Raw genomic sequence first — 12,239 nt, 5'->3', positions numbered from 1 at the left:
AGCGATAACATGGTGACCCAATTTGACGAAAAGGGTAAGTTCTTTACGCGCGTGATTACCAAACGCCCGGTCAATGTGGTGATTCAGACACCCACACATCGTATTTATGGACAGGTGCATGTGCGCCCGGATGAGCGCCTCAAGGATGAACTGGATCAGACAGGGGCGTTTTTAGCCGTTACCGAGGCTACAATTTATGATACAACCGGGGAACAGATTGTCCTGCGCACCCATTTTCTGGCTTTGCAGGTTCAACAAATTGTTTGGATTACCCCATTAGAGGAACTAATGCCGTCCCCTGAAGCTGGAGAAGACTGAGAAGACCTATGGTTACAAGTGGCAGTACAACAACTCCGTCTCCATTACACCCTGATTTGGTTCGACTCAGGGATCACTTGGTCAACGCTGTAGCGCGGGAGTTAGAAGGCAAAGATTACATCCAAGGAGACCAGCGGCGTGAAGCTGTCCTTCAGGCTTTGCAGCAAATCTACGCTGGTCTTAAGATCAACCTGGCAACTCCAATCCGCGAGCAACTATTTCGTGAAGTTCTGGATGAGTTGTTAGGGTTTGGTCCCTTGCAGCCGTTAATAGACGATCCCGAGATCAGTGAAATTATGGTCAATGGGCCTAAAAAGGTGTATATTGAGCGCAAGGGTAAGATCATCAAAACGAATATTACGTTTGTGAATGATGACCAGGTGATTCGTTTGATTGAAAAAATTGTGCTGCCGTTAGGACGGCGGATTGATGCTGATAGCCCAACTGTAGATGCACGCTTGCCAGATGGTTCACGGGTGAACGCCGTCATTCCACCTGTCGCAATTGATGGCCCGACGATCACGATTCGCAAATTTCAAAAGGATAAACTGACGGTGGATCAACTCATCGCATTGGGTTCCCTGACCCCGGCTATGGCGGAGTTCATTCGGGCCTGCGTCATTGCCCGTTTTAACATCGTCATATCGGGTGGAACCGGTTCCGGTAAGACAACATTGCTTAACGTGCTCTCATCGTTTATTCCCGCCGATGAACGAATCATTACGATTGAAGACGCAGCAGAGTTGAAGTTGCAACAGGAACATGTGGTGCGCTTGGAAACCAAGCCCCCTGATTCGGAGGGTAAGGGGGCTATTACGGTGCGGGATTTGGTGCGTAACGCGTTGCGTATGCGCCCGGATCGCATCGTGGTTGGAGAAGTACGCGGGGGCGAAGCACTGGATATGCTGCAGGCGATGAATACTGGTCACGATGGTTCGCTGACCACCCTGCACGCCAACTCACCGCGGGACGCCATCTCGCGTTTGGAGACGATGTGTTTGATGGCCGGGATGGATTTACCCGTTCGTGTTATCCGGCAACAGATTGCCTCTGCTATTGATTTGATCATCCACCAGTCGCGCTTGAGAGACGGTAGCCGCAAGGTGACCTCAATTACTGAAGTAGTGGGGATGGAAGGGGATACGGTAGTGATGAATGAAATCTTCCGCTTCGAACAAACTGGCATTGGACCCGATGGCCGGGTTTTGGGTGAAGTGAAACCCACTGGAATACGTCCGATGTTTACCCCGCGGTTAGAGGCGGCTGGATTCAAGTTGGGGCCTGAGGTATTTGGGGCTAATTTGACCGAGATGATCTCGGGTCGCAGGCGGTGAGGAATTGGGTTGGGAGGAGACATGGATACACTCTTTGAACAAAAAGTGCGATTGCGGACGAAAAAATTGGGTCTGCTAATGCGCGACGCCCGTCTGGCGCGTCATCATTCGACAGCGCTATGTGCTCAAGCGATGGGCTGCACGGTCGAGGAGTATGAAGCCATGGAAGCCGGACAACTGGCCCCATCGCTGCCCCAACTCGAGGCACTGGCTTTCTATCTGGATGTTCCACTGGAGCATTTTTGGGAAAGCCGAGCCCTTTCTGAAACCGAACCCCCGCTACCTCCCGAGAATTTACACACTCTCTTGAGCCTGCGTCAGCGTATGATTGGAGCCCGTTTGCGCTTAGCCCGCCAACAGCGTAACCTTACCCAGGGCGATATAGCGCGGCGGGTGGGTTTAGATGAGCATTTACTAGAACAATACGAAACTGGAACTCACCCGATTCCACTGCCTGAGTTGGAATTAATCGCAAATGCGCTGGATTTGCGCCTGGAGGATCTATTTGATCAGCGCGGCCCGGTGGGAGAGTGGCGTTTGCGTCATCAGGCGATCCAGCAGTTTCTGGAGTTACCGGAGGAAGTGCAGGCGTTTATCCGAAAACCGGTCAATCGCCCCTATCTGGAATTGGCCATGCGATTAAGCGAACTCTCGGCGGATAAACTGCGTGCGGTGGCCGAATCTCTATTGGAAATCACCTATTAAGTTGAGGTCATCCACCACATGGAGAAAACACCTGATCTATCTTCTCAACTAGCAGAAGCCCAAGCAGCCTACACGCAGGGGACTTTTGAAACGGCGGCTCGCCTCTATGAAGAGATTGCCAAAGGTTATGAGGCAATGGGTGATGTCCTCAAGGCGGCCGAAATGCGCAACAATGCCAGTGTGGCGTGGCTACAAGCCAATCGAGCGGATGAGGCGTTGCGGTGTGTCGAGGGTACTGTGGAAATTTTTGCTCACGCTGGGGATGAACATCGCCAAGCCCTGGCATTAGGCAACTGGGCGGCGGCGTTAGAGGCTTTGGGGCAGCTTGAAGAGGCGTTAACAGTCTACCGTGAAGCGGCAGAACGGCTTATGGCTGTGGGGGACAATGAAAACTACGCTGTGGTGAAACGGCGCATTTCCGCCTTGCACGTAAAGATGGGGAACCAGATCGCGGCCGTTTTTAGTATGGACGATGCCCTAGAACACCAACCGCGCCTTTCTGCTCGAGAAAAAGCATTAAAATCGCTTTTCGGTGTACTTCGGCGTGTCATGGGCATTAAGTAAGGCAGGATACAGGGTTGAAATCAGCGGTGATTATTGAGCGTCAACTTCGTCGCGCCACTCCTGAAGATATCGCCCATCTGCGTCAACTCCTACAAGGTGGCCGCTATATTCATCGTCACCTCGACTGGCGCACTCCCTTAGATTGGCTTGGGCATCAACCGTTTTGGTTATTGCTCACTGGTGAGCGGGTGGATGCAGCCTTGGCCTGTCCACCGGATCCGCCTGGGGTTGCGTGGGTGCGTCTTTTTGCATGTTCCGAATGGGAACGACCTGCTGAAGCATGGCATGCGCTCTTTCCCAAAGTGTGGGAAACCTTAGCCCATCAAAATGTGCTGGCAGCCATTGCGCTGCGCCCCTGGTTTGCACACTTGCTGGAACGAGAGCATTTTACCTTGTATCAACATGTGGTCACGCTTTGGCGGAGCCTAAACGATCCTCCGGGTGAGCATGAAAACGAATTGAGAAGATTAGGGGTCACCATTCGTCCTATGGGTATGGACGACCTGGAGGCCGTGGCAAGCATAGATAACAGTGCCTTTGAGTGGTTATGGCGTAACAGCGCCGCGGATATCTATCGTTCCTGGCAGCAGGCGGCGTATGCCAGCGTGGCTGTAATTGCCGATAGGATCGTTGGGTTTCAATTCAGCACCCTCAGTCCCATGAATGCCCATCTGGCGCGCCTAGCGGTTCATCCTTCCTGGCAGCGCCATGGGGTTGGACAAGCCCTGCTCAATGATGTGATTCGCCATTTTCGTTCCTATCGAGTGACGCAGTTAACCGTTAATACACAGCAAGATAACCAGGCCTCACTTGCCCTATACCAGAAGGCGGGATTCCGTCTCACCGGTGAGGAGTATCTGGTTTATCTCTATACTCATTAACGTTATCATTTTTAGAGGAGGTTTCAATGCCGTCTTCTCAAAGTACGTCTAAAAGCAAACGGGTCTCCTACCGCGAATTACAACAACAACGTCAGCGCCAGAAACGTCTTATTGCCGTGGTGTTTGTTGCTTTGGCAGCAATTGCTGTGGTGGTCGTATTAATCCTAAGTAATCGCCCGGTTGAATTTACTCGCCCCGAACCGATCGAACGCTCACCGGTAAATGCTACCTCGGTGGGTGACCCTAACGCCCCGGTCAAAGTAGAGGAGTTCTCGGACTTTCGCTGTGTGCATTGTGCTGCTTTCTGGCGCGAGTCAGAGCGGCGTTTAGTTGAAGAGTATGTGGCAACAGGTAAGGTTTATTTCACATATACGCCGTTTTCTTTTATCAGTGACGAGTCGTTCCTGGCAGCGGAAGCCGCTTACTGCGCTATGGATCAGGGCAAGTTTTGGGAATTTCACGACTACATCTTTGCCAATTACGATTTGCCAATGACCGAAAAGTTGTTGCGGGCATTTGCCCAGGACCTGAAACTCAATCTTGCCCAATATGATAACTGTATGGCAAGTGGTAAATATCGCCAAAAAGTTCAAGAAGATGGTCAATACGCGCGCAGCAAAGGCGTAACTGGCACTCCCACCTTCGACGTCAATGGTACGCTGGTGGGGCAAACAGAACTGTTTGCGACCATTGACCAGGCGTTGGCTTCCAGTACTCAGCCGTAAGGTCATTTCATGAGCCGCCTCAATACAAGCCGAGGCGGCTCATGATCCAGACCAGGGGCGGTGCAATAAAAAGGGCAGGGAGCAGGTTGCCAGAGCGAATGGGGCGGATTTCCAGCAATGCCCCAATTGCAATGGCCATGAGAATTACCCCACCGGTAGCGTTCATTTCGGTCATCATCGGTGCGCTGATGATCTGCTGAATTTGTGCCGCCAACAAGGTTAAACTACCTTGATAGACTAAAATCACCAGCGCAGAAAATAACACACCGACACCTAGGCTAGAAGCAAAGGCTAACGATGCAAACCCATCGAGCACCGATTTGATGGCCAAGGTCTGGTAATCACCGGTCAAGCCGTCCTGAATTGAGCCCAGGATGGTCATTGGGCCAACACAGAAGACCAACGAAGCGGTGAGAAAACCACGGACGAAACGCTGACTGCTCGCGGCACTATCCTGGTGCGCAAATCGCTTTTCTAACCACTGACCCAGTCGCCCCAAACCCTCTTCAACACGCCACCATTCACCTAAGAGGGCGCCGATCAAGATGCTCCCTAATACAACCAGGGAGTTTTGGGTGGTGAGGAACATTTTCAGGGCGTAGGCCAAGGTGAATAATCCTAAGCCGGCTACCACGGTTTGACGCAGGCGCTCGGGCAAGCGCCCACCCAACCAAAGGCCGAGAGAGCCACCGATCAATACAGTTGTGACGTTTAGCAATGTTCCAGTGCCTACCATAATGCCCTCTGATGATGTTAGAGATCTTTTGCCAACGTAGGGCGATCTACCCCACCGGATTGATAGACGAAAAGTTCCAGTACAAAGCAGAGCGAAGATAGGCGGTTGAGGTAACGAAGTACGTCATTGTTTTCAAGCAGTTTTTGGTGGAAGAGAGCTGCTACTCGCCGCTCGGCACGGCGGATGATTGTGCGCGCAAGAGAAAGGGCCGCGCCGGCAGGTGTTTCGCCGGGTAGAATAAATTCATCAGGGATAGCAACCTTTTGGGCGAAGGTATCGGTTTGTTGCTCCAACCAGGCTACGGAAGCCGAGTTAATCCGGCGGAAACGCACCGCGTTTTCAGGGGTAGCTGCGACCTCGGTCATCAGCAAATAGAGATCTCGCTGGATGTGTAAAACAACCTGCTTTAGGGTTTGATCTTGGATGAGGCTGCGCGCTAATCCCAGGGCAGCGGTTGCCTCATCCAGAGTGCCCAGAGCTTCAATCCGGCTTTCCTCTTTGGGAACACGACCCTCGCCTAACAACCCGGTGAAACCATCATCGCCATTGCGGGTGTAAAATGTCATCATGCTGCTCCTTCGCTTTTAGGGCATAATGTAAAGGAACCAAAAGGTCTCGGGGGGGAAAGCAGCCTGGAGCTCGGGTTCCCACAAAAAGCCGTTCAGTGGTTTGGTGCTGCGCAGGCGTTGATCCAGGGCTGCGAGTGCCTCGCGATGCGAGGGCTCAATAGCGGGAATCTCTAGGAAGAGAAAATGCAAGATGGCACGATGTCGCACTTGATACGCCCACATGGTGGATGAAGGCGTCGCCGATGGGTCAAGTGCCTCTGCGAGGGCTTGTTTCCATAAGTTTAGTCGAGTTGGAATTTCTTGTGCGGCTTTCTTTTGCCAGTTGGCGCGCCAATGCTCTCGGATTTGTTGTACCTGCTGGGTCAGTTGGGCTAATTGGCGGTGTTGTGGTTCGGGCCAGGGGTGAGCATTGAGGCGGGCCTGGGCAAGGAGCAGGTTTCCCAGCGTTAAGCGATTGAGATCCTCAGGAATGGGGTAGCCGATGCGGAGGTTGAGCGGCCAGAATAACACTGGCGAGAGGAGGTAATCTTCCAATTCGGGCACGGCGGCTTGGAAGAAAGCCCAGTCTTTATCGAGAAGGTTCATGATCACCTCAAGCAAAAAGCCCTAAATTTACAGCAACCCGTCAGGCATTCGAGGCCGACGGGTTGCCCATGGCGATAGGGAGAATATTTAGAAAAGTTAGGGTGCGGTAGGTGACGGTGTGATTTCTGTACGTTGTGGACGTGCTGCCAGGAGATGCCATTCTAAAATCGTAGCAAAGCGATCCGCAGTGTCAAAGAGTGGACCAACGCGCACGCCCTGAACCTGCTGGCTAATGCCGTAATTATAAACCGGATAGAACAAGGGTAAGGCTGGCAATTCCTCGGCGAAGATGACCTGGAAATTGCGGTAGAGGCGAGTGCGTTCGCCGATATCCGGGGTGATGCGCGCTTTTTCCAAGTATTCACTGGCTAGTTTGTGATCCCATTGAGTATAGTTCTGCCCTCCGGTGGCTTGAACCTGATCCCAGAAGGGATAGGGATCGGGGTCCGGCGACCGGGAGAGATTCAGATCCACAAGGGCGGCTTGATACGTTCGTTCGGCAAGGCGCTGTTGCACTAAAACGTCGTAAGGTACGGCTTCGAGTTGGACGTCAATGTTGAGTTGTGCCCAATCGGTTTGAATGGCTTCGGCCAGGGCACGATGGTGAGGTGTATCTGGATACAACAGGGTGAAACGAATTGCAACTCCATCTTTGTTCACACGAACGGGTTCACCCTCCGCCGGTAAGGTGTAGCCAGCCTCACGCAGGAGGTTTTGAGCCTCATCTGGGTTGTAGTTTACCCGCGGTGTGCCCTCATAATAAGCCCAAGTGCCGGGAAAAATCGGCCCATCTGCCAAGATAGCCTGCCCTTGTAAGATTCGATCCACAAGGTACTGACGATTGATCGCAGTGTAAAGCGCACGCCGCACTGCCACATCCTGTAAGAAAGGTACATCGGCGTTCTTTAGGTTGAACAAGATCAAGCTCAATTCGGGGCGACGCGCGGTATAAAGGGCGAGATTGGGCTCGGCCAAGGCTTCTGCCAATACATCAGATGTGATTTGGCTGATGCCCTGAACCTGCCCGTCGCGGAAGGCCTGTAACGCGGTCGCGGAGTCAGGATAGTAACGAAAAACGATTTGCTCGATGTATGGGGGATGAATATAGTAGTCCGCATTGGCGCTAAGTACTACACCGGTGATGGTGCCGTTCTCTACGATAAGGCGATCAAACCGATAGGGGCCACTACCAACAGGTTGCATATTAAAGTCAGCGTTAACAATCTCGTCAAAGGTCCTTCCTTCGAGAAGGTGTTTAGGGACGATCCCAAAGGTCAGGTAGTCTAGGAAAGGTGCAAAAGGCTCCGGCAGGCGGAATTGGAGGGCAGTATCGCTGAGCGCTTTGACGTCAATGGATTTCCAGAATTCTTGCAAATCCGCCGGGACAGCTGAACCGCCCTCACGCAATTTCTCGATGGTAAAGACCACGTCAGCGCTAGTCAGGGGTTGTCCGTCATGCCATTTTATGCCTGGACGTAAGGTGAAATTATAGACGGTACCGTCTTGCGAAATGCCCCATGACTCGGCCAGGTCGGCTTGAGGTAACCCACGTTCATCGAAACGCAGTAAGGCGCTGTAGAGCAGACGATCCACATCACGATCGGCTGGATTATAGAAGTCCAGTAGGGGGTTCAGACGATTAAACTGGCCAATGAGGGCTTCGGTATAAGCACCACCGCGGCGAGGTTCGGGGGTTTGGGGTGAGAGAACCGGATTGGGGCGTTCGCTCAATAGCAGAATGCTAACCACCAAGCCAGTTAAGAAAATAATAAGAAGTTGCCAGCGAAAATTTTTCATAGGCCTTGTGAAAGCAAGATAAGGGCACCTTCCCTTCGATCAGGGCAAAGGCCCTTGGTTATCAATTTGATCCCTAGTCACGCACGGCACGGCAACGCGGTCGTTTACCGTAAGGCAATGGTCAAAATGGTCAAGATAAAAAAGATGACGCTCAAGCCAATGGTGATATTGAAAAGGGTTTTCTCGAGGCCGCGACGTGCACTGAAGACCTGAGTGCTATCGGCACCAGTCAACCCATCCAAGCCAACGCCTTTGTTTTGTAGAATGACGCTGGCTGTTAATGCAAGCGAGATTATAATCAATGCGATATCCAAGTAAGTGGTCACGTTTTCCTCCTTTAGGAAGCAACGCCAGGATTATACCGTCTAATTTCAAGAATCGTCAACCGCCATGGAAGAGATCATTTTAAACCTGCACATGCATACGCGCTATTCGGATGGGAGCGGCCTGCATCGCGATATTGTTGAAGCCGCGGCTCGCGCAGGCTTGGATGGGGTGATCGTTACTGATCATAATGTGTGGGTGCAGGGAGTCGAGGGGTATCGCGAAGCGCATGACCGCCGCGTTTTATTACTGGTAGGTGAGGAAGTTCATGATCGAATGCGCAACCCACAGAAAAATCACCTTTTGGTGATCGGCGCTAATCGCGAGTTATCCCTGCTGGCCGGCTCGCCGCAACGCGTGATAGACGCGGCGCGTCAGGCGGGTGGGTTGGTCTTTATTGCCCATCCTAACGACCCCGCCTTACCGATGTTTGGTGAGGAAGATATTTCATGGGAAGACTGGGAGGTCTATGGATTTACCGGCCTGGAACTTTGGAATGGGTTTAGTGAACTTAAAAATGTGATTCGCTTTCGCCTTCAGGCATTCTTTTACGCCTTTTTCCCCCAATTTGTGGCTCATGGACCCATCCCGGCGACACTGCAGCGTTGGGATGCACTGCTTCAGAAAGGACAGCCGGTGGTCGCCATTGGAGGATCGGATGCGCATGCACTGCATTTGCGCGCCGGCTTCTTGCGGCGGGTCGTATTTCCATATCAGTTTCACTTTCGGGCGATCAACACACATGTCCTGTTGCCCGAAGCGTTAAGTGGGGATTTTAATACTGATAAGCAGAGCGTTTTGACCGCGTTACGCCAAGGGCACTGCTTTATTGGTTATGATTTACCTGCATCAACGCGGGGTTTCCGTTTTACTGCTCAGGGACGTTCTCGCACGGTCGTCATGGGGGATTCCCTGGATGTCAACGGTGGGGTGACCTTAAAGATTCGCCTACCCCAGGCTGCAGAATGCCGACTGATTAAAGACGGGCAGGTGATTAAGATTTGGAAGCGGCAGGAAGTCTGTACCTGGATTACGCAGACCCCCGGCGTGTATCGGGTGGAGTGTTACCTCTCATATCTGGGGCGGCGGCGAGGGTGGATTTTCAGCAATCCGATTTACTTAAAGCCCGGGCGGGAGTAGGTAAATTATGGTGGCGACCAATAACGTGATTCGATTACTTAAGGCGCGCCATATTCCTTTTGAGGTGTTTGAGTTACCCCCTCAAAAACTGGGAGCATTGGAGACGGCGCGCCGTTTGGGGGTGCCACCTCAGCGAGTATTTAAAACCATTGTGGTGGTGCGCGAAGGTGGGGGTAAACCGATCTTAGCCGTTATCCCGGGCACGCGTGCTGTGGACCTCAAAGCATTGGCGGCCTTCTTGGGGGAGAAAAAACTTCGCGTGCCTACCCAGCGTGAAGCTGAACAATTGACCGGCTTACAAGCCGGGGGAATCTCGGCACTGGCATTACTGCAACGAGGGTTTCAGGTGGTTGTGGACGAGAGCGCGTTAGATGAAGAAACGTTTCATGTTTCTGGGGGACAACGCGGTCTTAACTTGAGGTTGCCGGTGCGGGCTTTTTTAGACTTGACTCGCGCGCGCACGGCCCAGATCAGCCGACCGTTGGCGGAGGGTGAAACTGCAGAGTTTGGGGAAGACGACCTCTAACCCTTGATCACGGCCACCGGGCGCAGGCGGGCGACCTTGCGCGCAATCCCTGCGCCGGCAACGGTTTCGACCACCTCATCCACATCTTTATAAGCCTGCGGCGCTTCTTCGGCCAATCCCGACATGGAGCCGGCGCGCACGTGGATGCCGCGCTTCTCAAGTTCGTCGCGCAATCGCTCACCCCGAATCTCTTTCTTGGCTTTGTGGCGGCTAAGGACACGCCCGGCGCCGTGGCAAGTGGAACCCCATGAGCGTTGCATGCTGGTTTCCGTGCCAATGAGCACCCATGAGGCCGTGCCCATGCTTCCCGGCACCAATACGGGTTGCCCTAGGTGGCGGTATTCTTCAGGCAATTCAGGAAATCCAGGTCCAAAGGCACGTGTGGCTCCCTTACGATGAACGCAAACCTTAAGGGGTTTTCCATTGACGATATGCGTCTCAATCTTTCCCATATTATGGGCGATATCGTAAACCTGGTGCAGATGCCAGTTGCGCACTTTGCCGGCAAAGACCTCTTCAAAAGCGCGACGGGCGGCGTGGGCCAGCAATTGTCGGTTGCAAAAGGCATAATTTGCGGCGGCACGCATGGCAGCCAGATAATCACGCCCTTCGGGTGAGTTAATGGGGGCACAAACCAGTTCGCGGTCGGGCAGGTGAATACCGTATTTCTTAACGGCACTCTGCAGATCCTGAACGTAATCCGTGCAAATTTGATGACCGAATCCACGCGATCCGCAATGGATCAAAAGCGCGAGGTTGCCTTCCTGCAGCCCCATCGCCTGAGCGGCCTCGGGGTCAAAGATTTGTTCGATGACATCAACTTCAAGGAAGTGGTTACCTGCCCCCAGAGTGCCCAGTTGGGTGCGGCCGCGTTCCTTCGCTTTGTGGCTCACTTTGTTAGGGTCCGCCCCTTCGAGACAACCCCCTTCTTCGGTGCGGCGTAGATCCTCTTCACTGGCCAGACCGCGCTTGAGGGCCCAGCGCGCACCTAGGCGGCAAACTTGATCCAATTCCTCATGGCTGAGACGGTATTCGCCTTCGGTTCCCACCCCACTCGGGCAGTAGCGATTCAAGGCTGAGGCCAGGTTGTCGAGATAAGGTAATGCTTGCTCGTAAGGAATTTGTGAGGCTAGTAAGCGCACCCCACAATTGATATCATAACCAATGGCACCGGGTGAAACCACGCCATCTGAGACTCGGGTAGCCGCAACCCCACCAATGGGAAAGCCATACCCTTGGTGCATATCCGGCATCACGACCACCGGATCCACCACACCGGGCAAGGTGGCGGCATTAATGGCCTGTTCGAGGGAGAGATCTTCAAGTGAGGCCTCAAGCAGGCGGCGGGTAACAAAAAGGCGCACCGAGGCACGCATATCCGAGCGGTAGGTCGCCGGGATTTCCCACTCATAGTCGTTAACTTTACGAATATCTTGTAAACGGATCATGGCAGCACCTCCATTCTCATCCGTCCATCCCAAATTGCACGATAAAAGAAGCGGCGAGTGGTGGCTTTCTATCAGCCTCGGCGGTAGCCTTTGTAATAAGGTCTACAACGGTGATGATCAAACGTCGAACGTAAGGATCGTTTCAAGCCCTTGAGGTGTGGAACGAATGGCTAAATTGTGAAAGGTGACGGCTTTGATGGCCTTGTTGAGGTGGCGAATAGGCTTACCCAAAACCAAGACGTCTAAGACATGGTCGTGAATGTTGCAGTGGAGGATCTCAAACGCCAGCCGCTCGGTTTCTTGCAGATAAAGCAGTTCATTCAAGAAGGCTACCAATAGGCTTTCAAAATCTTCGCCGCGGAGGGTAATCTGACGGTCTACTTGAGGATCTGGTGCCGTTTCCACACCTTCCAGGTAATACATCCCACGGGCTGCTTGGGTGAAGAGGGTAGCTAAATCCGGCGCCCATACCCGTAACGCCCAATCGGCGGTATGGCGGATTTCTTCAAAGCCTGAGATGGGCACCGTGTTCATGGAAGGTTGGCTTGACCGGGCTTCATTTTTTGATTCAGGTTGTGTCTTATAAT

At 52.9% G+C, this 12,239-nt stretch carries 15 protein-coding genes; 8 read left to right on the top strand and 7 right to left on the bottom strand.

The features are described 5' to 3' along the window. Positions 1–9: 9 nt before the first annotated feature. Genes QYE77_RS05735 through QYE77_RS05710 form a run of 6 tightly spaced genes read left to right on the top strand, consistent with a single transcriptional unit; the run spans position 10 to position 4,527 of the window. Positions 10–318: a DUF6812 domain-containing protein gene (locus QYE77_RS05735; protein WP_315624416.1), complete on the top strand. Its 309-nt coding sequence runs from the start codon at positions 10–12 to the stop codon at positions 316–318. A gap of 8 nt (positions 319–326) precedes the next feature. After that, on the top strand, positions 327–1,652 hold the full coding sequence (locus tag QYE77_RS05730) for a CpaF family protein (RefSeq protein ID WP_315624415.1): 1,326 nt from the start codon (positions 327–329) through the stop codon (positions 1,650–1,652). Positions 1,653–1,673: 21 nt separating this feature from the next. Next, a complete protein-coding gene (locus QYE77_RS05725; protein ID WP_315624414.1) occupies positions 1,674–2,357 on the top strand; it encodes a helix-turn-helix domain-containing protein in 684 nt (227 codons plus the stop codon). Positions 2,358–2,375: 18 nt separating this feature from the next. After that, positions 2,376–2,921: a tetratricopeptide repeat protein gene (locus QYE77_RS05720; RefSeq protein ID WP_315624413.1), complete on the top strand. Its 546-nt coding sequence runs from the start codon at positions 2,376–2,378 to the stop codon at positions 2,919–2,921. Positions 2,922–2,935: 14 nt separating this feature from the next. Continuing rightward, a complete protein-coding gene (locus QYE77_RS05715) occupies positions 2,936–3,802 on the top strand; it encodes a GNAT family N-acetyltransferase (RefSeq protein ID WP_315624412.1) in 867 nt (288 codons plus the stop codon). 26 nt (positions 3,803–3,828) lie between these two features. Continuing rightward, positions 3,829–4,527, top strand: a complete 699-nt coding sequence (locus QYE77_RS05710) for a DsbA family protein (protein WP_315624411.1) — start codon at positions 3,829–3,831, stop codon at positions 4,525–4,527. A 19-nt stretch (positions 4,528–4,546) separates the two neighbouring features. Here the strand turns inward: QYE77_RS05710 and QYE77_RS05705 are convergent, their stop codons facing one another. From QYE77_RS05705 to secG, 5 genes are all read right to left on the bottom strand, one after another. Next, positions 4,547–5,263, bottom strand: a complete 717-nt coding sequence (locus tag QYE77_RS05705; protein WP_315624410.1) for a DUF554 domain-containing protein — start codon at positions 5,261–5,263, stop codon at positions 4,547–4,549. A gap of 17 nt (positions 5,264–5,280) precedes the next feature. Beyond that, on the bottom strand, positions 5,281–5,832 hold the full coding sequence (locus QYE77_RS05700) for a cob(I)yrinic acid a,c-diamide adenosyltransferase (protein ID WP_315624409.1): 552 nt from the start codon (positions 5,830–5,832) through the stop codon (positions 5,281–5,283). A gap of 15 nt (positions 5,833–5,847) precedes the next feature. Beyond that, positions 5,848–6,417 carry a hypothetical protein gene (locus QYE77_RS05695; protein WP_315624408.1) on the bottom strand — a complete coding sequence of 190 codons (570 nt, stop codon included), beginning with the start codon at positions 6,415–6,417 and terminating at the stop codon, positions 5,848–5,850. A 96-nt stretch (positions 6,418–6,513) separates the two neighbouring features. Next, a complete protein-coding gene (locus QYE77_RS05690) occupies positions 6,514–8,214 on the bottom strand; it encodes an ABC transporter substrate-binding protein (RefSeq protein WP_315624407.1) in 1,701 nt (566 codons plus the stop codon). A 104-nt stretch (positions 8,215–8,318) separates the two neighbouring features. Then, positions 8,319–8,540, bottom strand: a complete 222-nt coding sequence (gene secG, locus QYE77_RS05685; protein ID WP_315624406.1) for a preprotein translocase subunit SecG — start codon at positions 8,538–8,540, stop codon at positions 8,319–8,321. 64 nt (positions 8,541–8,604) lie between these two features. Between secG and QYE77_RS05680 the strand changes: the two genes are divergently transcribed. Together QYE77_RS05680 and QYE77_RS05675 are read left to right on the top strand one after the other, a co-directional pair. After that, positions 8,605–9,678, top strand: coding sequence for a CehA/McbA family metallohydrolase (locus tag QYE77_RS05680; RefSeq protein WP_315624405.1), 1,074 nt, complete (start codon positions 8,605–8,607; stop codon positions 9,676–9,678). Between the two features lie 7 nt (positions 9,679–9,685). Next, on the top strand, positions 9,686–10,204 hold the full coding sequence (locus tag QYE77_RS05675; protein ID WP_315624404.1) for a YbaK/EbsC family protein: 519 nt from the start codon (positions 9,686–9,688) through the stop codon (positions 10,202–10,204). Here the strand turns inward: QYE77_RS05675 and QYE77_RS05670 are convergent. Both QYE77_RS05670 and QYE77_RS05665 read right to left on the bottom strand, forming a co-directional pair. Beyond that, on the bottom strand, positions 10,201–11,652 hold the full coding sequence (locus QYE77_RS05670; protein WP_315624403.1) for an RtcB family protein: 1,452 nt from the start codon (positions 11,650–11,652) through the stop codon (positions 10,201–10,203). The two genes, QYE77_RS05675 and QYE77_RS05670, sit on opposite strands and share 4 nt — an antisense overlap. A gap of 117 nt (positions 11,653–11,769) precedes the next feature. After that, positions 11,770–12,186: an archease gene (locus QYE77_RS05665; protein ID WP_315624402.1), complete on the bottom strand. Its 417-nt coding sequence runs from the start codon at positions 12,184–12,186 to the stop codon at positions 11,770–11,772. Positions 12,187–12,239: the final 53 nt, after the last annotated feature.

It is taken from the genome of Thermanaerothrix solaris (assembly GCF_032334255.1).
Lineage (GTDB): Bacteria > Chloroflexota > Anaerolineae > Anaerolineales > Anaerolineaceae > Thermanaerothrix > Thermanaerothrix solaris.
Note: the sequence above shows the minus strand (reverse complement) of the source record. Positions and strands in the feature narration are given on the sequence as shown.